Raw genomic sequence first — 21524 nt, 5'->3', positions numbered from 1 at the left:
GGAACGGATCGCGATGCGGAATCGCGGGAGTGAAACGACAAAATCCCGGTCTTGCGCCGAGCCAAAGGCTCAGGCGGAAGCCGGGCCGCTAATCCCTATGATGCGCCGCGCAAACATGGGCTCTCCATAGCAGGGGGCCAAGGGAAGCGCAAAGGTTCGGGTGGCCCGGTTTCGGGCTCAATCAATCACGCCCAGCCTCGGAAACGCGTCCGGATTGGCGGCCAGGATGGCGCGGGCGCGGGCGGAATCGTCGTCCATCTGGCGGATCAGGGCTTCTAGACCATCGAATTTCAGCTCTTCGCGGATGAAGCCGATGAAGGCGCAGTCGAGGAGCTGTCCGTAGAGGTCGCCCTTGAAGTCGAACAGGAAGATCTCCAGGAGCGGGGCGCCATTATCGAAGGTCGGACGGCGGCCGAAGCTGGCCACGCCGTCGAGCCGCTCGGCACCGCGGCCGACCCGCACCGCGTAGATGCCGTGCTTGAGGCCGCAATTGGCGTCCAGGCGGATGTTGGCGGTGGGATAGCCGAGATCGCGGCCGCGCTTTTCGCCATGGATGACCTCGCCCGTAATGAACCAGGGCCCGCCCAGCATGGTGGTCGCGTCGTCGAGCTGGCCTTCGGCGAGGGCGATCCGGATCGCGCTGGAGGAGACCGGCCGTTCGTCGATATCGACATGCGGTTGCACGTCGACCTCGATGCCGAGCCGGGGCGCCTCGTTGACGAGAAGGCTTGGCGAGCCGACCCGCCCTTTGCCGAAATGGAAATCGTAGCCGACGGCGATGCCGCTCACGCCGAGGCGCCCGATCAGGTCATGGTGAATGAAATCTTGCGCGCTGGTTCCGGCCCGCGCCTTGTCGAAGGTCATCACCACGGCCCCGGCCAGCCCGGTGCCGGCCAACAGCCGCAGCTTGGCCCGCTCGTCCGTCAGGCGGAACTGCGGGGTGTTGGGGCTGAAAAACCGCCGCGGATGCGGCTCGAAGGTCAATGCCAGCGCAGGGCGGCCATGCGTCCGGCCCATCTCCAGCGCTGCCGCGATCACCGCGCGATGGCCAAGATGAACGCCGTCGAAATTGCCCATGGCAACCACGGCGCCCCTCAGAATCGCGGAATCCGGCGTTGTATCGCGAATGACGGTAAAAGGCGGAGCCATCAGGGGAATTCTCGAACCGGGCAGGACCGGCCCGGACCGTGGCGCGACCGGCCGTGCGAAGTCAAGCGGCGGGGCGGGCAGACATTGAACACGATTTCAGTCCTTTGGCGATGTCCGCAATTAACGCGCTGTTTAACGCCTTGATGCTAGTCCTTCGAGGCGTGGAACTGCCCGGCTCCGGCCTGGCAGGTCCGATCCTAATATTCCTGGGTTTGCGTTGGGGGAGTCGAGATGGCGGTTGATTTGTCGATGCCGGTTCTGGTGGTGGATGACTACAGCACCATGATCCGTATCATCCGGAATCTGCTGAAGCAGCTTGGCTTCGAGAACATCGATGATGCCAGCGACGGTTCGGCAGCGCTGAACAAGATGCGTGGCAAGAAGTACGGGCTCGTGATCTCCGACTGGAACATGGAGCCGATGACGGGCTACGACCTGCTGCGTGAAGTCCGCGCGGATCCGAACCTCGCCACCACGCCTTTCATCATGATCACGGCAGAATCCAAGACCGAGAACGTGATCGCGGCCAAGAAGGCCGGCGTGAACAACTACATCGTCAAGCCGTTCAATGCGGCGACGCTGAAGACCAAGATCGAGGCGGTCTTCCCGGACATGGCGAGCGCGTAAGCGCGCTCGTGTCCCGGACAAGGCGCGGCACGTCAGTGACGCGACGCCGAGCCGGGACCCAGTCTATCCACGACATCGCATGCGGCTTATGGGCCCCGGCTCTGCAGCTCTTCGAGCTGCGTCCGGGGCACGACATTTTCTACCACTTCAATTCGCGTATCAGCGCCTTCGGCGGGTGGCCGAACAATTCCACGACCGATGTCGGGTCGAGCTGGTCAAGACCCTCGAACTCCTCGGCATGGATGCCGCGGGTCACGAACAGGCAGTCGATGCCGAATTCGCGCGCGCCGGTCAGGTCGGTGCGGACGGAATCTCCGATCGCCAGGACCTTCTTGCGATCGATCTGATAACCTTGGCGTTCCCCGGCGAGTGACATGGCGCGCTCGTAGATCGGCCGGTGCGGCTTGCCATAGAAGATCACCTCGCCGCCGAGCTCGCGATAGAGCTCCGCGATGGCGCCGGCGCAGTAGATCAACCGGTCGCCGCGTTCCACCACGATGTCGGGGTTGGCGCAGACCAGCGTCAGCTTGCGCTCACGCGCCTTCAGCATCATGCCGCGATAGTCTTCCGCCGTCTCGGTCTCGTCGTCATAGAGGCCGGTGCAGACGATGTAGTCGGCTTGCTCCAGCGGCGCGGTCACGGCATCGAGGCCGCGATGGATCGAATTGTCGCGCTCGGGGCCGAGCCAGAACATCTTGCGGCCGGGATGCTCGGCGACATAGAGCCTAGTCAGGTCGCCTGAAGACACGATCGCGTCATAGGTCTCGTCGGGAACGCCGAGCTTGCGCAATTGCCGCTGGACGGAGTCGGCCGGGCGCGGCGCGTTGGTGATCAGGATCACCGTACCGCCGCGGCTGCGATAGGTGTGCAGTGCCTCGCAGGCTTCGGGGAAGGATTCCAGCCCGTTATGGACCACGCCCCAGATGTCGCTGAGCACGACGTCCACACCGCCCACGAGCTCGCGCAGGCCTTCGGCAAAATGCAGCGTGGTCATGATCTGCGCGGTCGATCAGATGCGGCGCGCGAGCGCCGCGTTGCCGGTGATGCGTTGTGGCGGAGGCGCAGAAGACGTCGCGCCTGAGCTGGGTGTGCCGGAGCCATGAGGTCCCTGAATGTCTTTCGTCTGGTTCGGCGGGGCCCCGGCGGTAGCAGATGCCCCCTCCGGCCGCAATGGCCGCGGCGGCGCGAACAGGAACCCCTGTCCGAAGCGCACATCGTAGTCGAGCAGGTCGACCACCGCGCGCTCGCCCTCGATCCGCTCGGCGATCAGGTCGATGCCGAAGCGGCCGAGCAGGTCGGAGAGATCGGAGGGGTGGATGTCCGAGGTCGAGGCCTGCCTAGGATCGAGCAGAAGCGTGGCCGGCACCTTGATGAAGCGCACCCCGCGATCGGCCAGTTCGCGCGGCTCGATGCGCAGATCCGTGACATGGTCGATCGAGAAACGGAAGCCGCGCTGGGCGAGCGCCGCGAGATTCTCGGTCTCGGCGGGGCCGAGATTGCGGAACGTCGACTGCTTGAACTCCAGCACCAGGGAGGGCGCCAGCGCCCGGTTGGCTTCGAGGAAGTCGAGGCATTGCGCGAAGGTGGTGGAATTGCCGAGCGTGGAAGCTGCGAGGTTGCAGAACACGCCGACGTCCTTGTTGCGCACCATCAGGCGCCGCAGCACCTGCACGCAGCGCAGCATCACCATGTTGTCGATGCGGCCGATCAAGCCCGAAGCTTCCGCGATGCTGATGAACTCCTCGGCGGCGATCAGCTGGTCGCGCTCGTCGCGCAGGCGCGTGACCGCCTCGTAGAACCGCACCTTGCGCTGCGGCAGCGTCACCATCGGCTGCAGGAATATGTCGATGCGGTTTTCGTCGATTGCATTGCGCAGCGTCGCCAGCAATTGGGTCTGGCTACGTCCGTTGCCGGTCTGAACCGGGTTGGCGGGCTGGACCTGGACGGCCGGTGCCGGCCGAGGCGGCACGGGAAGCGGGGGGGCGGCGACCGGCTTCTCCTCGAAGGGGGCAGCCAGATCGATCGGCGTCTCCGGCTCGGGCCTCATGACCGGGGCGGGGGCCGGCGCGTGGCCGGCCAGCAGATCCTCATGGGCCGACACGGTGGTGGCAAGCTGCCTGACCAATCCGCCGAGTTCGTTGATCTCGCCGATCACCGACTGGACGCGGTCGGAGTTGGCCGAATTGGACGAGGCGATGCGGCCCTCGATCGCGGCAAGCCGGCGACCGAACTCGGCCACCTGGCGGGCGAGGTCCGCGGTGCCCCGCGAGAGGTCGGCGATCTGCCCGCCGACGTCGCTGCGGTCGCGCAGCCGCATCGACACCGCGTTGTAGAGGATCAGGAACGTCAGCGCGGTCAGCGCCACGATGGCCGATTCCGTCCCGCTGATGCCGGCGACCGAATAGAGCACGAGCCCGAGCGAGGCCGCGACCAGGACCATGCAGATGGCGATGAAGATCGTCGAAATGCGAATCATGCCGCGCGTTATGCCTCAAGAGCTGGCTGCTTCACCGGGAAAACACGGGTCGCGCTCCAATCCGTCACGGCTCATGCTCCCCCAAGCAATGCATGACCCTAACATCATTGTTGATTCGAGGGGATAGTGACTGTCCGGCAGCCTGCATCAGGCCCGCCGCCGGCTCCCGTCCGGAAATCAAGGCGTTCTCAGCGCAAAATAACGCTGCTCTCAAGGCCAGCGGGCCGCATGCGCTCTATCGTCCCGGCGTTTTCAACCCCAGGAGATTTGCTCATGTCGACATCCGCAGCCCTCAAGCAGCCCACATCCCAGCCTGACCTTGGCGCCGTCAAGCAGCGCCAGCACGGCGCCTGGTCGTCGGGCGACTATGCCGTTGTCGGCACCACCTTGCAGATCGTCGGCGAACAGCTCTGCGAGGCAGTCGACTTGCGCGCTGGCAGCAAGGTGCTTGACGTCGCCGCCGGCAACGGCAATGCGACGCTGGCCGCGGCGCGGCGCTGGTGTGACGTCACGTCCACCGACTACGTGCCGGCATTGCTCGAGCGCGGTCAGGAGCGCGCGGCGGCCGAACATCTCAAGGTCGAGTTCCGCGAGGCGGATGCCGAAGCGTTGCCGTTTGCCGATGCCACCTTCGACGTCGTGCTCTCGACCTTCGGCGTGATGTTCACGCCGGATCAGGATAAGGCCGCCTCCGAGCTCGCGCGGGTCTGCAGATCCGGCGGTAAAATCGGTCTCGCCAACTGGACGCCGGAAGGCTTCATCGGCCAGCTGTTCAAGACCATCGGCAGGCATTTGCCGCCGCCGGCGGGGGTGAAGTCACCGGCGCTGTGGGGCACGGCTGCGCGGCTGGAAGAGATGTTCGGAAGCCAGGCTTCCGAAATTGCCGCCGAGCCGCGCATGTTCGTGTTCCGCTATCGCTCGCCGGACCACTGGCTCGACATCTTCAAGACCTTCTACGGGCCTACGCTGAAGGCGTTTGCCGCGCTCGACGAGAGCGGCCAGGCCGCGCTGAAGCGCGACCTGCTGGCGCTGCTCGGGGAGTTCAACCACGCCGACGACGGCACGATCGTGGTGCACAGCGAATATCTGGAAGCCGTGATCACCAAGCGCTGATGGCCCAGGATGCGGTCGGGCCGGCTCCGGCCTGACCGCACCGATCAAAATGGCGCGGTGGCGCCGACCGTGTCGGCCGAGACGGCTTCGCGGCTGCCGAGCGGTTTCGGCCGCCCGGTGGTCGTGTCGCGCAGCGTCTGCCGCTCGATCTCCGAGTTCAGCTCGGCGCCGAACATGATGACGATCGCCGACATCCACATCCACATCATCAGGCCGATCGCAGCGCCCAGAGAGCCGTAGGTCGCGTTGTAGTTGGCGAATTCCGAGAGATACCAGGAGAGCAGGGCCGAACCGGCGATCCAGAGGATCGCGGCCGTCACGGCGCCGAGGCTCAGCCATTGCCATCGCGGCGCATCACGGCTGGGAGCGAAGCGGTAGAGGATGGCGAGTGCGACGAGCAGGATCAGGAACAGCAGCGGCCATCGTGCCAGCGCCACGATCAGCTTGCTTTCAGGCGCCAGGCCGAGATGATTGAGCGCAAGCGGGAAGGCGACGACGGCCCCCACCATCAACAGCAGCGCCACGATGCCGCCGACGGTAAAGGCCAGCGAGACCATGTTCAGCCGGATGAAGCTGCGCTTCTCGCGTTCCTCGTAGGCGACGTTGAGGGCGTCGAAGATCGCCTTGACACCGGCATTGGCACTCCAGATCGCAAGCAGCAGGCCGAACAGGAACGTGACACCGAGCGTGGCGGTTGCGTTCGACACCACGCGCGCAACCTGGTCCTCGACGATCTGGAACGAGCCCTCGGGCAGCATGGTCGCAAGCGTGTGGAGATTGGCGCTGATCGTCGCCGGGTTGGCGAACAGGCCATAAGAGGAGACGAGCGCCGTGACTGCGGGGAAGATGGCGAGCAGCCCGAAGAAGACGACGCCGCCCGCCGTCGCGAGCAGGCGATCCTCGTCGATGCGCTGATAGGTCCGCCAGAAGATATCCTTCCAACCCGCCCAGGGGATCGTGAACGGGCTCTTCGCCTGGCGGCCCCGGCCGGGCTGCGTCGCCGCGCCGGCCGGGTGCGTTTCCGGCGAGTTCGCTTCGCCGTTGCGGTGGTCTTGCGGGGGCCCCGACCGGATCAGTCCCGAATCCTGAAAGTAGCGCTCCGCCGTCAGCACGAAGACGGCCGTCGCCGCCACCAGCAGCCAGGAGTCGATCTGCTCGGAGCGCCGCGCCGGCATCACGCATCCAGACTGTGCCTGTGGCGCCGCCGGCGGGCGGCCGTCAGCCCGACCAAACCGACGGCTGCGAGCATCAGGCCGAGCTGCACGGGGCGGTTGGCGCGGACCGGCCAGGCCTTGCCGTGATAAGCCTTGCCGTCACCAGCCTTGCTGTCGTGACCGCGTTCACCCGGCGCAAGCGGCACGAGGGGAATCGTCGTTGCGACCTCCTTTACCGCCTGCTTGACCGTTCCACGTGGGATCCGCGGCGTCGCGACCGCCACGCGCAGACGGCTCGCAAGCGGCACGATCGGCTTAGCCTTGCGTTTCATCTGCGCCATGGCGACCCCGGCACAGACCGCGGCCAGCACCAGCAGCAGGGCGCCGACAGCACCAAATCCCCAGAATTGGCCGTAAGTGATCGCGATCCAGCGGTACAGGGCGATCAGTCCGACGAATAATGCCGCGACAACGAACAGACCTGCGACCGCGAACAGTCCGCCGGCCACCGCGTAAGATGTCATCCTGCCGGTTGCGTGGCTGGTCTGGTCACGCAAATAGGATTGAGCGGCGCGTTTGACGTGATTGAGCTTGAGCGCCATGCCGGCGCGCAGCAATTCGCCCGATGGCGCGAGCATGCGGACATCCTCCGAGAGCGAGAAAATTCCTCGGGGGATGAACGTGGCGGTATTTGACTTGTTCCGACGGAGCGGGATCCGTCGTGCTGAATCAGCCGAGATCGGCGGCTGCGATCCAGAACACCTCGCCCTCGGAATCCTCGGTGTCCAGCCAGAGCAGCGGCAGCTCCGGAAAGGCTTCGTCGACCAGCTCGCGGCCACGGCCGATCTCGCAGATTAACCCGCCATCCGGCGTCAGGTGATCGGGCGCATCGCGCAGGATGCGGCGCACCACGTCGAGACCGTCGGCGCCGCCGTCGAAGGCGAGCTTCGGCTCGGCCCGGCACTCCGGCGGCAACGCCGCCATGCCTTCGGCATCGACGTAAGGCGGATTGGTGATGATCAGGTCGTATCTGTTGTCGCCGAGCGGGGCGAACAGGTCGCCGCGATAAAGGTTGATCCGGTCCTCGAGCCCGTATTCGCCGACATTGCGCGCGGCGACTTCGAGTGCCCCCTTGGAGATGTCGACGGCATCGATGGTGGCGTTCGGGAAATGATGCGCGGCGAGGATCGCGAGGCATCCCGATCCCGTGCAGAGGTCGAGCACGCGCGTGACCGCCGTAGGGTCGTCGATCAGCGAGCCGGCCTCGCCGTCGCTGCCGAAATGCGAATCCAGCAGCTCGCCGATGAAGGAGCGCGGAACGATGACGCGCTCGTCGACATAGAAGGGCAGGCCGCGCATATAGATCTTGTTGACGAGATAGGCGGCCGGTTTGCGCGTGGTGACGCGCTTGTGGATCAGGTCGAGCAGGATCTTGCTCTCGGCGGCCGTGACGCGGGCGCTGGCGAAGACCTCGAACTGTTCGGGATTGAGATGCAGCGCCTCGCAGACCAAGAAGGCGGCTTCCGCGACCGGATCGGTGGTGCCGTGGGCAAAAGCGAGCCTGGCTTCGACGAAGCGGCTGACCGCGTAGCGGACGAAGTCGAGCAGCGTGAGAAGCTCGCCGGGACCGACTTTCGCAAGCCTCGGCGCGGCGCGGCCGCGCGGGAGTCTCTTGGAGGCTTTTGCCATCAGGACTTCGTCCAGCGCGCGGCGGCCTCGTCGTCACGGGCCTGGGCTTCGACCCAGCCCGTGCCGGCGGCGCTCTCTTCCTTCTTCCAGAACGGCGCGCTGGTCTTGAGGTAATCCATCAGGAACTCGGCCGCCTGGAACGCGGCCTGTCGGTGCTGCGAGGCGGTCAGCACCAGCACGATGTTCTGGCCCGGCATGAAGCGGCCGACGCGGTGAATCACCGTGACGCCGTTCAGCGGCCACCGCGAGGTCGCCTCGTCGACATGGCGCCTGATCTCTTCTTCTGCCATGCCCGGATAATGTTCGAGCGTGAGCGCCGAAATCTTTGCGCTGTCTTCATCGGCGCGGCAGATGCCGGAAAAGCTCACGACCGCGCCGATATCGGTCCGGCTGTCGGTCAGGAGCGCGATCTCGCGCGCGATGTCGAAATCGCCCTCCTGGATGCGGATGGTGACGGGGCAGGTCATGAGCCTAGCCGCCGGTCATCGGCGGGAAGAACGCGATCTCGCGGGCGCCCGCGATCGCGGCGTCTGATTTGACGTGGGCGTGGTCGATCGCGGTGCGGATTACCCTTGGCTTCTCGAACGCATGCGCATAGGCCTCGCCCTGGCCGGACAGCCAGGCGATCAGCTCCTCGACGGTGCGCACGTTCGGGGGCGGCTCGATCGTCTCCTCGGCCTTGCCGACGCGCTCGCGCACCCAGGCGAAATACTTCACCTTCATCCCTCGTCCTCCTTGATGAGGTGATGGATGCCCGCACGGAAATAATCGTAGCCGGTGTAGATGGTGAGGATCGCCGAGGCCCACAGCAGCGCCAGCCCGATCATCGAGACGATGGGCAGCACCTCGTCGCCAGCCGGGCCGGCGAGCAGGAAGCCGATCGCAACCAGCTGGACCGTGGTCTTCCACTTCGCAAGCTTGGTCACGGGCACGCTGACGCGGAGCGCAGCGAGGTATTCGCGCAGGCCCGAGACCAGGATCTCGCGGCACAGGATCACGATGGCGGCCCACAGCGACCAGCCGTGGATGATGCCGTCGGCGGCGAGCATCAGCAGGCAGGAGGCGACCAGCAGCTTGTCGGCGATCGGATCGAGCATCCGGCCGAATGCCGATTGCTGATTCCAGATCCGCGCGTAATAGCCGTCGAGGTAGTCGGTGACCGCAGCCGCAATGAAGATGGCGACCGCAACCCAGCGCAGCCACAGCGGCTGATCCAGGATGGACTGCGCGTAAATGCATCCGACCACGACCGGAATCGCGGCGATCCGGCCATAGGTCAGGATGTTCGGGAGGGACATCGCGCGCCTGGTCGTCCCTCGTGTCGTGGCGATGTTCATCCGTCCTACCAATACCGCTCGGGCCTGAAGGTCAACCGTTCCGCTTCCCAGATGGGTGCGGGATACGACGACCATATGACCAAGGCTCCCTTTGGGTCCCCCTTTAGTTCATCCTGGCTGGGGATGGAAATACTCGAAAATCCTGCGGGCGCTCTCGGCGCTCACCCCCGGAACCTTGCCGAGATCGGCGATCGAGGCCCGCTCGATCTCCTTCAGGGTCCCGAAATGATGTAGCAAGGCACGTTTGCGGGACGGGCCGATGCCCGGAATCTCCTGCAAGCCGGCCTCGCGGATGTCCTTCTTGCGCAGCTTGCGATGCGAACCGATGACGAAGCGGTGAGCCTCGTCGCGCAGGCGCTGGATGAAATAGAGCACGGGATCGCGCGGCTCGAGCTTGATGGCCTCGCGTTCCGGCATGAACAGGATCTCGCGGCCGGCGTCCCGGTCCGGTCCCTTGGCGACCGACATCAGCGACACCTGGGTCAGGCCGAGATTTGCGAAGATCTCGCGGACGGCATTGAGCTGGCCGCGGCCGCCATCGATGATGACGAGATCGGGCCATTGCGGGAAATCGTCGTCCTTCGCCTTGATGTTTTCCTTGGCCGCGCCCTCCTCGGGCGGGTTGATCAGGCGTTTGAAGCGCCGCTCGAGTACCTCGCGCATCATGGCGAAGTCGTCGCCGGGCGTGATCCCTTCCGACCTGATGTTGAACTTGCGGTACTGGTTCTTCACGAAACCATCGGGGCCGGCGACGATCATGGCGCCGACCGCATTGGTGCCCTGGATGTGACTGTTGTCGTAGACCTCGATGCGCTTGGGCGCATGCGGCAGGCCCAGCGTCGTCGCGATGGCGTCGAGCAGGCGGCTTTGCGTGGCGGTATCCGCAAGCTTGCGGCCGAGCGCCTCGCGCGCATTGGTCAGCGCATGGGTGACGAGTTCCTTCTTCTCGCCGCGCTTGGGCGTGGTGACCTCGATCTTGTGGCCGGCCTTGATCGACAGCGCATTGGCGAGCAGCTCGCTCTCCTCGATCTCGTGCGAGACCAGGATGTTCCTCGGCGGCGGCTTGTCGTCGTAGAACTGGGCGAGGAACGAGCCGAGCACTTCCTCCGGCGTAAAGGTCTTTTCCGCGCGCGGGAAATAGGCGCGGTTGCCCCAGTTCTGGCCGGTGCGGAAGAAGAACACCTCGACGCAGGAGAAGCCACCCTCCTGGTGGATGGCGAACACGTCGGCTTCTTCCACCGTGCGCGGATTGATGCCCTGCTGCGACTGGATCGCCGAGAGTGCGGCAAGGCGGTCGCGGTAGAGCGCGGCGCGCTCGAATTCGAGCTCACCCGCCGCCTTCTCCATCTCCCCGGCAAGCTCCTGCTTCACCGCATGGCTTTTGCCGGAGAGGAAGTCGGTCGCCTCGCGCACGAGCGTCGTATAGCCGGGAAAATCGATCTCGCGGGTGCAGGGGCCGGCGCAGCGGCGGATCTGGTAGAGCAGGCAGGGCCGCGTGCGGCTCTCGAAGAAGGAATCGGTGCAGGAGCGGATCAGGAATGCGCGCTGCAGCGCCGTGATGGTTCGGTTGACCGCGCCCGCGGAGGCGAACGGGCCGAAATAGCGCCCGGGCCGGGTCTGCGCGCCGCGATGTTTCAGGATCTGCGGCGCCCAATGGTCGCCGGTGATCAGGATATAGGGAAACGACTTGTCGTCGCGCAGCTGAACGTTGAAGCGCGGCCGTAGCTGCTTGATGAGGTTCGCCTCGAGCAGCAGCGCCTCGGTCTCGGTGTTGGTCGAGACGATCTCCACGGTGACGGTGGCGGCGATCATGCGCAGGATGCGGGCCGGCAGCGGCGCATTCTGGCGCGCATAGCTGGACAGGCGCTTTTTGACGTTCTTGGCCTTGCCGACATAGAGCACGTCGGAATTCGCATTGAGCATGCGATAGACGCCGGGCGAGGTGGGGGCGAGCCGAACCGCGTGTTCGATCGCCTCGTGGCCGGTCGCGAGCGGGCCTTCGCCGACGGCGCCACTCTCCTCCAGGATATCAGGCAGCCGCGCATCGTCCTCGTCGTCGCCGCTTGCGCTGGCGGGATCGAGGTCCGGCGGCGCCGTCTCCTGTTGGATCTCCTGGGGCGGGCCATCCGGTGCCATGCCGCGCCGGGATTTGCGCGCGCGTGCGTCGTCCGGATTGTCGGTGGAATCGTGAACCATGGGGACGAATTTAGGCGCTGGGGGTGTCGATTTGAAGTTCCGGCCCTGCCGCACGCACAGGTCCCGGTAACGCTTCCTTAAGTCTGTTAACAGCGCAGTAACCCGACTTAACAGCCCTTTAACTTAAAACTCTCGATAAATCCTACGCGAAAAGTTCTTGGTTCCGTAACCATGCAGGGCCGGCGCGGCGGCGCAGGCATCGCGCAGGTTGCGACAGTTGCGTTGGAGTGAGTGATGAAGGGGCTCGTTGTGGGCGCGGCCGCGTTGGTTGCGGCCGGCTGGACGGCTTCGGCAGAAGCCGCCGATCTCAGTTATGGGCAACGTGCGCCCTATACCGTCAACCAGCCGCTCAATGCCTATAGCTGGGCAGGTCCCTATCTCGGCGGCAACATCGGCTATGAATGGGGCTCGGTGGACAACAACCCCTCGAAGCCGTCGGGCTTCGTCGGCGGTGTGCAAGCCGGCTACAATTTCCAGAACGGCCCGTGGGTGTTCGGTGTCGAGGGCGACATCCAGGCCGCGGGCGCCGACGACACCTTCGCGCCGTGGAAATTCTCCAATCCGTGGTTCGGTACCCTGCGCGGCCGCGCGGGATATGCGTTCAGCAACGTGCTGTTCTACGGCACCGCCGGCCTTGCGTTCGGCGAGCTGCGTGGGCAGACCTTCGGCTGGACGGAGTCGCATACCACCGCGGGCTGGACCATTGGTGCCGGCGCGGAAGTGGGCCTCGCGCCGAACTGGAGCGTCAAGCTCGAATATCTCTACATCGATCTGTCCACGAGTCAGTTCGCGATTACGGGCGTGTCCAACGGCTATAGCGCCAGCGTTGTCCGCGCAGGCGTGAACTATCACTTCTGACGTCTCAAGAAGAAAATACCGGACCAGCCTCCCGGCCGCTCGCGGTCGGGATTTTTTTGCGTCAGGCTCGCTAAGCGAGGATCACCAAATTGACCGCCTTCGGGCCTTTCCCCTTCTTGTCCGGTTCGACTTCGAAAGTGATACGCTGTCCTTCGGCAAGGTCCTTCAGTCCCGCCCGCTCCACAGCGGTGATGTGAACGAAGACATCGCGACCGCCATCATCAGGCTTGATGAAGCCGTAGCCGCGCTCGCCGTTGAAGAACTTGACCGTTCCCGTCATGGCCATCGGGAAACTCCCCCTCATTGCTCCTCCGCCGCGACGCAGATTCACGTCACGACATGACCGGGCCTTACGGAGCCCGGGAGCTGGCCATCCTTGAACGGACCATCGGTCCGGCCGGATCTTTCTTAGGCCTTCACTCCGCCGCAACCATTCGCGGAAGCGGAACGTAAAGCCAGTCACGGAAACAGCATAATACGGTTCTTCGCAGATTGACTACCGGTCCTGCATATTTTTCCCAAGAATGCCGGAGTGTTACGGCTTGGCTTTAAGGCTTGGGTACCTCCAATCGGAATCTGGCAGCTCCGCCCTGGCCAAGTGGTATTTCCAGTTCGGGCAGGATGGTCTTGAGCTCGCCGTGCAGCGTATAGGGCGGATTGACGATCAAGAGCCCGGTGGAGGTGAGGGCGGCGCTGTCGGCCTGCGGCGCGACGCTGAATTCGAGGCGCAGGCATTTCCCGGGGGGCTTTGCTGCAGCTGCGAGCCGCGCGACCGTCTGGGCCAGCGTGTCGGTGGCGCGGCGGTTCTTGGCCGGGTACCAAATGACATAGATGCCGGTTGGCCATTTCGCGAAAGCCGCCGAGAAGGCTCCGCCGAGCCGCTCGAACTCGTCCTTGGCCTCAAAGGGCGGGTCGATCAGCACGAGGCCGCGCCGCTCCTTCGGCGGCACGAAGGCCGGCAGTGCCATCCAGCCGTCGAGATCGACCACGCGGGCCTGCTCGTCGCGGCGCAGCACGTCGATCAGCGCTTTCCGCGCTTTCGGCTCGAGTTCGCATGCGACGAACCGGTCCTGCGGCCTGAGCAGGCCGCGCGCGATCAGCGGCGAGCCCGGATAGGCCTTGAGCTCGCCCTTCGGATTGAAGGCGCGGACGATGTCGAGATAGGGCTTGGTCAGCGCCGCGGTCTCGTTCGACAGGCGCGCCTGCAGCAGCCGCGCAATGCCGGTCAGCCATTCGCCGCCCCGGCGCGCCTCGTCGCTGTCGAGATCGTAGAGGCCGGCGCCGGCATGGGTGTCGATGACGCGGAACGCTGCCGGCTTGTCCTGCAAGTAAGTGAGGATGCGCGCCAGCACGATGTGCTTGATGACGTCGGCGAAGCTGCCGGCGTGGAAGGCGTGTCGGTAGTTCATGGCGGACAGTTACGACATCGCGCGCCGAAAGTAACGGCCGTCATTCCGGGGCGGTGCGCCAGCACCGAACCCGGAATCCATTTTTGCTACCGGTAACGCCGAGAGATGGATTCCGGGTTCACGCTTCGCGCGCCCCGGAATGACGGCGAACCAATCCTACCCGCCCCTGATCGGCGGCATCGTCACCTGGTCGCGGCGGCAGGCGCGGCGCTCGATCTCGTCGCAGGCGCGGAACTGCAGGTCCTTGCTGAGGCAGATGCGGACCTCGGACAGCCGTGTCCGGTTGCAGGTGACCGAGATGCTGGCATTGCTGAGGCCCGGATTGGCCTTGATGAAGGCCTCCTCGACCTCCGCCGGCGCCACGGTCTTGGCCTGCGACAGATCGAGATAGTCGGCCGGGATCTTGATCGCGGCGCGCGCTTTCCGGATCGTCTCGAAATAGCTGCGGCCCTCGAGCCCGGAGCAGGTGCCATGCTTGTCCCATTCGTTGAAGATCAGGCCCGGCGCCGGCATCAAATCGAGCATCGAGGACACGATGTTGCGGTTCAGCCGCGGCGCCGGGCGCTGGCAATATTCCGGGAAGCCGTTCTCATATTGCGGCCACAGCCCATGCACGACGAAAGCGTAGGGCCGTCCGCCGCACTGGATCTGGGAGCGGCCGCCGCGCTCGGCCGCCTCTTCGCAGAACGAGGGCGACCACGACAGCGCGAGCACGTAGAAATCGAACTCGCCCGGTGCGTTCTGCCGCTTGTCCTGGGCTTTCGCGCCGCCGGCGAGCGTTGCCAGCCCGGCGGCGAGGGTCAGCGAGATCATCAGACGGGACAACGAACGCAATCTGGGATGAAACATGGCAACGCCCCTCAACTAGACTGTGCGCGCAGCCTAGCAGGCAAAGAGAACATTTCAAGAACAAAATTCGAGCCGGCTGTCGTCCGCCGGTTGATCAGCCGAATCAGACGCTCTTCGGATCAGGGCTTGGCGGAGCGGCAGGCCGGATTATAGGCCCAGTTGCGATCGAGTCCGACCACGCACCATTCGACACCGTCGCCGTAGCCGGCAAAGCCGCCATCCTCCATGATCGAGAAGTGCACCTTGCGCACCTTGCCGTCATTGAGCAGGGCCTCGCCGGTGCAAAAGCGGCGCGGAATGTTGTCGGACTGCCAGGGTCGGAACGCGACCTCGCGAACGGCGGAGAAGCTGGTGATCTTCAACGAGGAATTCCAGAACGAGCTCTCTTTTTCCCAGAACTGGGTGGCGATCGTCGGCAGGGCCTTGTCGCAATCGACGACGGCGCCGTCGTAGCGCGGTCCGCTCAGCCAGAAATTCAGCTCGAGCGGATTGGCGGCCCTTGCCTCGCCGAGCGACAGCGCCCCGAACATGAGGCCGAGCAGAGCAGCAAAGCGAAGCGATTTCGGGGAGGGGGCGCGCATGGTCAATCCAGACAGCTTAAGTCTTGCGAAGCTCAGACGGTGCCGCGAAGGCCGGGGCAGGTCAAGTGCAGCGCGGCAACACTTGGCGAGGAGTTGACCGGAACGTCGCGGCCAACCGGGCTTCTGTTCTTTTCACTTCCATCCCGGCACCGTAGACTGGCGCCAGCCAATTGGAGTGACGGGAATGCGAATCATTGCGGCCGCTGGCCTTCTTGCCCTGGGTATGATGGCGAGCCAGTCGGCGCGGGCCGACATTCTTCCGGTGCCGCCGTTCAAGGGCAACGACACCGGCGGGATCATCGCCTATTCGATGGCGACCCAGGTCGACGCGCGTCAGGTCGCGGTCGATCACTGCGCACGCTACGGCAAGGTCGCCAAATTCCTCGCGGTGCAGGGCTATGACGGCGGTTACATCTCGTTCGCCTGCCGCTGGGTGCCCTATGGTGCCGCCGAGCAGCCGATCCGGACGCTTTACTGAGGCGCTGCCGAAGGTCGGCACTCTCAGCCGGGAGCCCTCCACATGACGCGCAAACTCGCTTTGCTCGGCCCGACGCTTTGCCTCGCGTTGTCGGCAGGCAGCGCCAGCGCCGACGACCTGCCGGTGCGCAAGGCCGGTCTTTGGGAAATGAAGCTGGTCTCGACCGGCTCGCCGGTCCCCGAAATGACCATGCAGCATTGCACCGACGAGACCGTCGACAAGGAGATGAGCAACAACGTCTCGCCGATGGCCAAGCAGATCTGCGCCAAGCAGGAGATCAAGAAGACCGCGACCGGCTATGTCAGCGATTCCGAATGTAGCGTCGCCGGCGTCAGCACGACGTCGCATGCCGAGATCACGGGCGATTTCAACTCGGCCTACACGGTGAAGACCACCTCGCACGCGCAAGGCGGCGTCGCCGGCGCGGCCGGCCGGGATAGCACCATGACGCTGCAAGCCAAGTGGCTGGGCGCCTGCAAGCCGGACCAGAAGCCCGGCGACATCGTGATGCCCGGCGGCTTCAAGATGAACGTGCGCGACATGGACAAGCTGAAGGCGCTGCTGCCGAAGTAGAGTGAGATGGTCGTGAGACCGTAGCGCGGAAATCGGTGCGCTCCCTCGCCCCGTTCTTACGGGGAGAGGGTTGGGGTGAGGGGCCTCTCTCCACACGTGCGGTCGTCAAGGGACCTGTACCCCCTCACTCGAATTCGATCTGCGATCGAACTCGACCTCTCCCCGCAAGCGGGGAGAGGTAAGAAAGGCTACACCGGTATCCTCACGCTCGCCCTCAAGCCGCCCATCGGGCTGTCGCCGAGCGTGATGTCGCCGCCATGCGAGCGGGCGATGTCGCGGGCGATGGCAAGGCCGAGGCCGGTGCCGCCTTCGTCCTGGTTGCGGGCGTTGTCCAGCCGCAGGAACGGCTTGAACACCTCTTCGCGCAAGTGAGCGGGAATGCCCGGGCCGTCGTCGTCGATCGTGACGGTCAAATAACGGTGATCGCGCTGGCCGGTGATGGCGATGTTCTTGCCGTAGCGCGCCGCGTTGGTGATGAGGTTGGCGAGGCAGCGCTTGAACGAGGCCGGCTTCACCGTCACCACGGGCAGGCCGTGGAATGCGACGGTCGCGTTGTGGCCGTGGCGTTCGGCATCGCTGCGCAGCTCTTCGAGGGCCTGGGCCATGTCGGTCGGCTGCGACTGCTCGCCGGAATCACCGCGGGCGAAGGCGAGGTAATCCTCCAGCATCATCGACATCTCGTCGACATCCTTGCGCATGCCCTCGAGCTCCGGACTGTCGCCGATCAGCGCCAGCTCGAGCTTGAAGCGGGTCAGGATAGTGCGCAGATCGTGGCTGACGCCGGCGAGCATCGCGGTGCGCTGCTCCATGGTGCGCTCGATGCGCGACTTCATTTCGAGGAAGGCGACTGCCGCGCGCCGCACCTCGCGCGCGCCTCTCGGGCGGAAATTCGGCGCCTCGCGGCCCTTGCCGAAGCTCTCGGCGGCATCGGCAAGGCGCAGGATCGGCTTGATCTGGTTGCGCAGGAACAGCACCGCGACGATCAAGAGGATGGAGGACGTCCCGACCATCCAGAACAGGAAGATCTCCGAGTTCGAGGCATAGGCAGCGCTGCGCTGCGCGAACACGCGCATCACGGCGTCGTCGAGCTGGATGCGGATCTCGACGAGGTTGGAGCGGCCGACCGTGTCGATCCAGAACGAGCGCCCGATCTGGCGGCCGAGCTGCACCGACAGTGTCTGGTCGAGCAGCGAGAAGAACGGTTTTGGTCCCGGCGGCGGCATGTCGCCGGCGGGCAGGAAATCGACGACGAGGCCGAGGCGCTGCTGGGCGATGCGGCGGATCTGGTCGCGATCCTTGTCCTGCGGATAGCCCTTGTAGACATCGATCAGCGCAGCGATGTCCTGCACCACCGCAGCCGACAATCTGCGCGTCACCGTGTTCCAGTGCCGCTCCATGAACACGAAGGCGACGACCGATTGCAGCACCACCATCGGCACGATCATGATGAGGAGCGCGCGGGCGTAGAGGCCGGTTGGCATCCAGCCCTTGAACGCGTTGCCCATCCAGCCATTGGCGGCGGAGACGCGGCCGGCGGCGCTTCGCAGCAGCGTCAGGCCGGTATCGATCGTGCTCATCGGTCGCGCTTCACTGCTCGGGTCTCAAGGCGAGGCCACCAGCCGGTAGCCGATGCCGCGCACCGCCTGCAGAAATAGCGGATTGGCGGGGTCGGTCTCGATCTTGCGCCTGAGGCGGTTGATCTGCACGTCGACGGCACGCTCGTTGACGCTGCCATTGCCGGTCAGCGCGCTGCGCGGCACGGTCTCTCCCGGTGTTTCCGAGAGAATCCGCAGCATCTCGCGCTCGCGGTCGGTGAGATGGATGACCTCCTCGCCCTGGCGCAATTCGCCGCGCTCGAGATGGTAGACGTAGGGACCGAAGGCAATTTTCTCTGCGATCGCGACCTGTGGCGGCGGGGCGGCGCGCTTGAGGATGTTGTTGATGCGCAGCGCGAGCTCGCGCGGCTCGAACGGCTTTGCCACGTAATCGTCAGCGCCGATCTGCAAGCCCTCGATGCGGGATTCCGGTTCGTGGCGCGCCGTCAGCATCACGATCGGCACCGAGGAGGAGGTCCGGATGAAGCGGGCGAGATCGAAGCCGGTCTCGCCGGGCATCATGACGTCGAGGATCAGGAGGTCGAAATGCAGGCCCAGCAGTTTCGAGCGTGCATCGCCGGCGCTCGCCGCGGTGGTGACGCGGTAGCCCTCACTGGCGAGAAAGCGCGAGAGCAGATCGCGGATGCGGCGGTCGTCGTCGACCAGCAGCAGATGCGGGGCATCGTCGGCGGGTTGCACCGGCGGGCGGGCGAGCGTGGCAGCGAGCGGCACGGTCACTCCTTGTCGTGGTTGACGGAAGCGAAGATCGTCTCGAGCACCTTGTCCGGATCGTCGCGGTCGATCATCGCGCGCAGGAAGCGCTTCACGGTTTCGGCGTCCTGCGGAGCCATCTCCGCGAGCGCCCTGTTGATCCGCGTGGTCTGCAGGCCGGCGAGCTTCTGCACCAGCGCCTCGCCCTTCGGCGTCGTGTAGAGCAGGCGCTGGCGGCGATCATTGTCGCCGGTCTTCTGCACGATGTAGCCCTCGTCCAGCAGCTGCTTGAGCACGCGGCCGAGCGACTGCTTGGTGATGCGCAGGACGTCGAGGAGGTCGGCGACCTTGAGGCCGGGATAACGATAGACGAAATGCAGGACGCGGTGGTGGGCCCGGCCGAAGCCGAACGCCTCCAGCTCCTGGTCGGGATCGCCGACGAAGTCGCGGTAGGCGAAGAACAGCAGCTCGATGATATCCCAGCGCAAATTGCCTCCACCGTCTGCAGCCGGCCCGGGCTCGGCGGCGTCGTGAGAGGAAGTCGCGAAATTTATGTCAGGCATATTGACGTATCTTGGGTTCAATGTTACAAAACGATCGACCCGCACGAAATTTTAGATCGCTTCGCGTCGGGTAGCATCGGAGCAAGGCGCCGGAGAGAGCCGGACAGGCGACGACGGCCGGATCAGATCTACCGTGCGATTGTCGAGCGGCATTTCGGCAAAACATACTGGACTTCCGCCTTCCGCAAAAGCATGTCCTCGGCGACATGCTGTCCACGGAAACCGGCCGTAAAAAGGCTGGCGGTGGTCCGGCAGAAACCAATCAAAGCCAGCCGGGCCCCGAAAGCGGGCAGGCGGGCGCCAGAACAGCGCCGCCACCGGCAGCGGGAGGCAAGGACATGAGCATGAAATTTGACATCCAGCCCGCATCCAATCCAACCCCTGAGAAGGACCGCGTCGCCAAGCTGGTGGACCCCGGCTTCGGACGGGTCTTCACTGACCACATGGCCATCGTCCGCTACAACCAGGCCAGGGGCGGCTGGTATGACGCGCGGATCGAGGCGCGCGTCAACTTCCAGCTCGATCCGGCCGGCGCGGTGCTGCACTACGCGCAGGAGATCTTTGAGGGTCTCAAGGCCTACAAGCGCGATGATGGCGGCGTGAACCTGTTCCGCCCCGATGCCAATGCACGACGCTTCAAGGACTCGGCCGATCGCATGGCGATGGCCCAGCTGCCTGAGGACGTCTTCCTCGAGGCGGTCGAGCAGGTCGTGCGCATCGACCGCGCCTGGATTCCGGGCGGCGAGGGCAGCCTGTATCTGCGCCCCTTCATGATCGCGAGCGAGACGTTCCTCGGCGTCAAGCCGTCATCTGAATACATCTTCGCGGTCATCGCCTCGCCGGTCGGCTCCTACTTCAAGGGCGGGCCTGCGCCGGTCTCGATCTGGGTGTCCGAGAATTACACCCGCGCCGCGGTCGGCGGTACCGGCGCCGTCAAGTGCGGCGGCAACTATGCCGCGAGCCTGCGCGCCCAGGCCGAAGCGATCCAGCACGGCTGCGACCAGGTCGTGTTCCTCGACGCGGTCGAGCGCCGCTATGTCGAGGAGCTCGGCGGCATGAACGTGTTCTTCGTGTTCGACGACGGCTCGCTCTCCACGCCGCCGCTTGGCACCATTCTGCCGGGCATCACCCGCGACTCCATCATCACGCTGGCCCGCGATGCCGGCAAGACCGTGCGCGAGGAGCCGTATTCTATCGAGCAGTGGCGCAAGGACGCGGCCTCGGGCCGCCTGAAGGAAGCCTTCGCCTGCGGCACCGCCGCTGTGATCTCCCCGATCGGCAAGGTGCGCTCGGTGAGCGGCGACTTCGAGATCTCGGGTGGCGGCGCCGGCCCTGTCGCCATGGGCCTGCGCAAGCAGCTCGTCGACATCCAGTACGGCCGCACCAACGATCCCCACAACTGGATCCGCAAGGTGTTTTGATCGGCGGTGAGAAGTTTTCCCTCTCTCACGAGGAGAGGGGAAACACGCAATGTTCGTGGTTTATTGCGCACTGAACGTGCCGTTGCCGACATGCGACAAAGGACACATCGCGACATCAGGACCTTGTAGTCATGGCAACCAAGCTCTCGCAGCCCATCAAGTGGGTCGTTCTCGCCGCAATCACCGGCGTCACCGTCTTCGGCATCCTGACCATCGGCCCCACGCACGAAGTGGTCGCGCAAGACCGCTCGCCCATCGTGACCGTGCAGACCGCCGATCCCGAGATGAATGCGGCTATCGAGCGGGGTCGCGCTACGCTCCCGACCTTCTGGGCCTCCTACGCATCGCCGAAGCCGTCGGAAACCGGGCACACCTTGAAGGTGCGCTTCTCGACCCGCAAGGGCGGCGAGCACATCTGGGTTGGCGAGGTGAAGAAGCAACCTGGCGGGACCTTTACCGGGCTCTTGGCAAACGAGCCGCGGGATCTACCGGGCAAGCACGCCGGCGACAAAGTCTCGTTTGGTGAAGCCGACGTCTCGGACTGGATGTTCACGCGCAACGGCAAGATCGTCGGTGGTGAAACCATCAAGCCGACCCTGAAGTCGCTGCCGAAGGCGGATGCGGATGCCATCCGGGCACGAATGGAGACTCCGTAAGGCTGGCCGTCATTCCGGGGCGCCCCAAGGGCGAACTATGGTGCGCAATTGCGCACCTGAGAATCTCGAGATTCCGGGTTCTCGCTTCG

General features: G+C 65.1%; 24 protein-coding genes. 7 read left to right on the top strand and 17 right to left on the bottom strand.

Annotated features, from left to right (window positions below; translation table 11 throughout):
* Positions 1-177: 177 nt before the first annotated feature.
* Positions 178-1149, bottom strand: a complete 972-nt coding sequence (locus tag H1B27_RS33560) for a bifunctional riboflavin kinase/FAD synthetase (protein WP_197968982.1) — start codon at positions 1147-1149, stop codon at positions 178-180.
* Between the two features lie 231 nt (positions 1150-1380).
* On the opposite strand from H1B27_RS33560, the gene H1B27_RS33555 reads away from it, so the two are divergent.
* Entirely contained in the window at positions 1381-1776 is a 396-nt protein-coding gene (locus H1B27_RS33555; RefSeq protein WP_008567674.1) for a response regulator, read from the top strand.
* A gap of 139 nt (positions 1777-1915) precedes the next feature.
* Here H1B27_RS33555 and H1B27_RS33550 read toward each other — a convergent pair whose 3' ends face one another.
* The gene (locus tag H1B27_RS33550; protein WP_197968981.1) at positions 1916-2770 is read right to left on the bottom strand and encodes a TIGR01459 family HAD-type hydrolase; all 855 of its coding nucleotides are present in this window, start codon (positions 2768-2770) and stop codon (positions 1916-1918) included.
* A gap of 15 nt (positions 2771-2785) precedes the next feature.
* Positions 2786-4252, bottom strand: coding sequence for an EAL domain-containing protein (locus H1B27_RS33545; RefSeq protein ID WP_197968980.1), 1467 nt, complete (start codon positions 4250-4252; stop codon positions 2786-2788).
* Positions 4253-4525: 273 nt separating this feature from the next.
* Here H1B27_RS33545 and H1B27_RS33540 point away from each other — a divergent pair, with 273 nt between their 5' ends.
* Entirely contained in the window at positions 4526-5365 is an 840-nt protein-coding gene (locus tag H1B27_RS33540; RefSeq protein ID WP_061877416.1) for a class I SAM-dependent methyltransferase, read from the top strand.
* A 44-nt stretch (positions 5366-5409) separates the two neighbouring features.
* Here H1B27_RS33540 and H1B27_RS33535 read toward each other — a convergent pair whose 3' ends face one another.
* From H1B27_RS33535 to uvrC, 7 genes are all read right to left on the bottom strand, one after another.
* Positions 5410-6540 carry a YihY/virulence factor BrkB family protein gene (locus H1B27_RS33535; RefSeq protein ID WP_061877417.1) on the bottom strand — a complete coding sequence of 377 codons (1131 nt, stop codon included), beginning with the start codon at positions 6538-6540 and terminating at the stop codon, positions 5410-5412.
* Positions 6540-7157, bottom strand: coding sequence for a phage holin family protein (locus H1B27_RS33530; protein WP_197968979.1), 618 nt, complete (start codon positions 7155-7157; stop codon positions 6540-6542). Before H1B27_RS33530 ends, H1B27_RS33535 begins: the two co-directional genes overlap by 1 nt.
* 91 nt (positions 7158-7248) lie before the next feature.
* Positions 7249-8208: a 50S ribosomal protein L3 N(5)-glutamine methyltransferase gene (gene prmB / locus H1B27_RS33525; RefSeq protein ID WP_197968978.1), complete on the bottom strand. Its 960-nt coding sequence runs from the start codon at positions 8206-8208 to the stop codon at positions 7249-7251.
* Positions 8208-8675: a molybdenum cofactor biosynthesis protein MoaE gene (locus tag H1B27_RS33520; RefSeq protein ID WP_197968977.1), complete on the bottom strand. Its 468-nt coding sequence runs from the start codon at positions 8673-8675 to the stop codon at positions 8208-8210. Before H1B27_RS33520 ends, prmB begins: the two co-directional genes overlap by 1 nt.
* A gap of 4 nt (positions 8676-8679) precedes the next feature.
* A complete protein-coding gene (gene moaD, locus H1B27_RS33515) occupies positions 8680-8931 on the bottom strand; it encodes a molybdopterin converting factor subunit 1 (protein ID WP_061877421.1) in 252 nt (83 codons plus the stop codon).
* A complete protein-coding gene (pgsA, locus tag H1B27_RS33510; protein WP_028176628.1) occupies positions 8928-9545 on the bottom strand; it encodes a CDP-diacylglycerol--glycerol-3-phosphate 3-phosphatidyltransferase in 618 nt (205 codons plus the stop codon). The genes moaD and pgsA overlap by 4 nt, the downstream gene beginning before the upstream one ends.
* A gap of 108 nt (positions 9546-9653) precedes the next feature.
* Positions 9654-11741, bottom strand: coding sequence for an excinuclease ABC subunit UvrC (gene uvrC / locus H1B27_RS33505; protein ID WP_197968976.1), 2088 nt, complete (start codon positions 11739-11741; stop codon positions 9654-9656).
* Between the two features lie 234 nt (positions 11742-11975).
* Here uvrC and H1B27_RS33500 point away from each other — a divergent pair, with 234 nt between their 5' ends.
* Positions 11976-12599: an outer membrane protein gene (locus tag H1B27_RS33500; RefSeq protein ID WP_061877423.1), complete on the top strand. Its 624-nt coding sequence runs from the start codon at positions 11976-11978 to the stop codon at positions 12597-12599.
* 70 nt (positions 12600-12669) lie between these two features.
* On the opposite strand, the gene H1B27_RS33495 is transcribed toward H1B27_RS33500, so the two are convergent.
* From H1B27_RS33495 to H1B27_RS33480, 4 genes are all read right to left on the bottom strand, one after another.
* Positions 12670-12885: a cold-shock protein gene (locus H1B27_RS33495; RefSeq protein WP_028176631.1), complete on the bottom strand. Its 216-nt coding sequence runs from the start codon at positions 12883-12885 to the stop codon at positions 12670-12672.
* Between the two features lie 262 nt (positions 12886-13147).
* Complete coding sequence (locus tag H1B27_RS33490) at positions 13148-14008, bottom strand: 23S rRNA (adenine(2030)-N(6))-methyltransferase RlmJ (protein ID WP_197968975.1); 861 nt, start codon at positions 14006-14008, stop codon at positions 13148-13150.
* Positions 14009-14164: 156 nt separating this feature from the next.
* Entirely contained in the window at positions 14165-14857 is a 693-nt protein-coding gene (locus tag H1B27_RS33485) for a ribonuclease T2 family protein (protein ID WP_061877425.1), read from the bottom strand.
* 119 nt (positions 14858-14976) lie between these two features.
* Positions 14977-15438 carry a hypothetical protein gene (locus H1B27_RS33480; protein WP_165935885.1) on the bottom strand — a complete coding sequence of 154 codons (462 nt, stop codon included), beginning with the start codon at positions 15436-15438 and terminating at the stop codon, positions 14977-14979.
* A 184-nt stretch (positions 15439-15622) separates the two neighbouring features.
* On the opposite strand from H1B27_RS33480, the gene H1B27_RS33475 reads away from it, so the two are divergent.
* Both H1B27_RS33475 and H1B27_RS33470 read left to right on the top strand, forming a co-directional pair.
* On the top strand, positions 15623-15916 hold the full coding sequence (locus H1B27_RS33475; RefSeq protein ID WP_061877427.1) for a hypothetical protein: 294 nt from the start codon (positions 15623-15625) through the stop codon (positions 15914-15916).
* Between the two features lie 42 nt (positions 15917-15958).
* On the top strand, positions 15959-16489 hold the full coding sequence (locus tag H1B27_RS33470; protein WP_197968974.1) for a DUF3617 domain-containing protein: 531 nt from the start codon (positions 15959-15961) through the stop codon (positions 16487-16489).
* Positions 16490-16677: 188 nt separating this feature from the next.
* Here the strand turns inward: H1B27_RS33470 and H1B27_RS33465 are convergent, their stop codons facing one another.
* From H1B27_RS33465 to H1B27_RS33455, 3 genes are read right to left on the bottom strand one after another with little or no spacing between them, the layout of a single operon-like run.
* Positions 16678-18066, bottom strand: coding sequence for an ATP-binding protein (locus H1B27_RS33465; protein ID WP_061877429.1), 1389 nt, complete (start codon positions 18064-18066; stop codon positions 16678-16680).
* Positions 18067-18090: 24 nt separating this feature from the next.
* Positions 18091-18822, bottom strand: a complete 732-nt coding sequence (locus H1B27_RS33460; RefSeq protein WP_131869194.1) for a response regulator — start codon at positions 18820-18822, stop codon at positions 18091-18093.
* A complete protein-coding gene (locus H1B27_RS33455) occupies positions 18819-19358 on the bottom strand; it encodes a MarR family winged helix-turn-helix transcriptional regulator (RefSeq protein ID WP_061877431.1) in 540 nt (179 codons plus the stop codon). The genes H1B27_RS33460 and H1B27_RS33455 overlap by 4 nt, the downstream gene beginning before the upstream one ends.
* A 338-nt stretch (positions 19359-19696) precedes the next feature.
* On the opposite strand from H1B27_RS33455, the gene H1B27_RS33450 reads away from it, so the two are divergent.
* Positions 19697-20779, top strand: coding sequence for a branched-chain amino acid aminotransferase (locus H1B27_RS33450; protein ID WP_197968973.1), 1083 nt, complete (start codon positions 19697-19699; stop codon positions 20777-20779).
* A gap of 131 nt (positions 20780-20910) precedes the next feature.
* A complete protein-coding gene (locus H1B27_RS33445; RefSeq protein WP_197968972.1) occupies positions 20911-21435 on the top strand; it encodes a YegJ family protein in 525 nt (174 codons plus the stop codon).
* The last annotated feature ends 89 nt before the right edge of the window (positions 21436-21524 follow it).

The sequence above is a fragment of the Bradyrhizobium diversitatis genome, from assembly GCF_016031635.1.
Taxonomy (GTDB): Bacteria; Pseudomonadota; Alphaproteobacteria; order Rhizobiales; family Xanthobacteraceae; genus Bradyrhizobium; species Bradyrhizobium diversitatis.
This window is presented reverse-complemented; position numbering and strand designations above follow the sequence as displayed.

Coding starts and splice junctions, on each gene's coding strand:
- H1B27_RS33445 (WP_197968972.1), top strand. CDS start 20,911: ATGGCAACCAAGCTCTCGCAGCCCATCAAGTGGGTCGTTCTCGCCGCA.
- H1B27_RS33545 (WP_197968980.1), bottom strand. CDS start 4,252: ATGATTCGCATTTCGACGATCTTCATCGCCATCTGCATGGTCCTGGTC.
- H1B27_RS33555 (WP_008567674.1), top strand. CDS start 1,381: ATGGCGGTTGATTTGTCGATGCCGGTTCTGGTGGTGGATGACTACAGC.
- H1B27_RS33480 (WP_165935885.1), bottom strand. CDS start 15,438: ATGCGCGCCCCCTCCCCGAAATCGCTTCGCTTTGCTGCTCTGCTCGGC.
- H1B27_RS33500 (WP_061877423.1), top strand. CDS start 11,976: ATGAAGGGGCTCGTTGTGGGCGCGGCCGCGTTGGTTGCGGCCGGCTGG.
- H1B27_RS33475 (WP_061877427.1), top strand. CDS start 15,623: ATGCGAATCATTGCGGCCGCTGGCCTTCTTGCCCTGGGTATGATGGCG.
- H1B27_RS33450 (WP_197968973.1), top strand. CDS start 19,697: ATGAGCATGAAATTTGACATCCAGCCCGCATCCAATCCAACCCCTGAG.
- pgsA (WP_028176628.1), bottom strand. CDS start 9,545: ATGAACATCGCCACGACACGAGGGACGACCAGGCGCGCGATGTCCCTC.
- H1B27_RS33485 (WP_061877425.1), bottom strand. CDS start 14,857: ATGTTTCATCCCAGATTGCGTTCGTTGTCCCGTCTGATGATCTCGCTG.
- H1B27_RS33550 (WP_197968981.1), bottom strand. CDS start 2,770: ATGACCACGCTGCATTTTGCCGAAGGCCTGCGCGAGCTCGTGGGCGGT.
- moaD (WP_061877421.1), bottom strand. CDS start 8,931: ATGAAGGTGAAGTATTTCGCCTGGGTGCGCGAGCGCGTCGGCAAGGCC.
- H1B27_RS33540 (WP_061877416.1), top strand. CDS start 4,526: ATGTCGACATCCGCAGCCCTCAAGCAGCCCACATCCCAGCCTGACCTT.
- prmB (WP_197968978.1), bottom strand. CDS start 8,208: ATGGCAAAAGCCTCCAAGAGACTCCCGCGCGGCCGCGCCGCGCCGAGG.
- H1B27_RS33465 (WP_061877429.1), bottom strand. CDS start 18,066: ATGAGCACGATCGATACCGGCCTGACGCTGCTGCGAAGCGCCGCCGGC.
- H1B27_RS33455 (WP_061877431.1), bottom strand. CDS start 19,358: ATGCCTGACATAAATTTCGCGACTTCCTCTCACGACGCCGCCGAGCCC.
- H1B27_RS33530 (WP_197968979.1), bottom strand. CDS start 7,157: ATGCTCGCGCCATCGGGCGAATTGCTGCGCGCCGGCATGGCGCTCAAG.
- H1B27_RS33560 (WP_197968982.1), bottom strand. CDS start 1,149: ATGGCTCCGCCTTTTACCGTCATTCGCGATACAACGCCGGATTCCGCG.
- H1B27_RS33535 (WP_061877417.1), bottom strand. CDS start 6,540: ATGCCGGCGCGGCGCTCCGAGCAGATCGACTCCTGGCTGCTGGTGGCG.
- H1B27_RS33520 (WP_197968977.1), bottom strand. CDS start 8,675: ATGACCTGCCCCGTCACCATCCGCATCCAGGAGGGCGATTTCGACATC.
- H1B27_RS33495 (WP_028176631.1), bottom strand. CDS start 12,885: ATGGCCATGACGGGAACGGTCAAGTTCTTCAACGGCGAGCGCGGCTAC.
- uvrC (WP_197968976.1), bottom strand. CDS start 11,741: ATGGTTCACGATTCCACCGACAATCCGGACGACGCACGCGCGCGCAAA.
- H1B27_RS33490 (WP_197968975.1), bottom strand. CDS start 14,008: ATGAACTACCGACACGCCTTCCACGCCGGCAGCTTCGCCGACGTCATC.
- H1B27_RS33470 (WP_197968974.1), top strand. CDS start 15,959: ATGACGCGCAAACTCGCTTTGCTCGGCCCGACGCTTTGCCTCGCGTTG.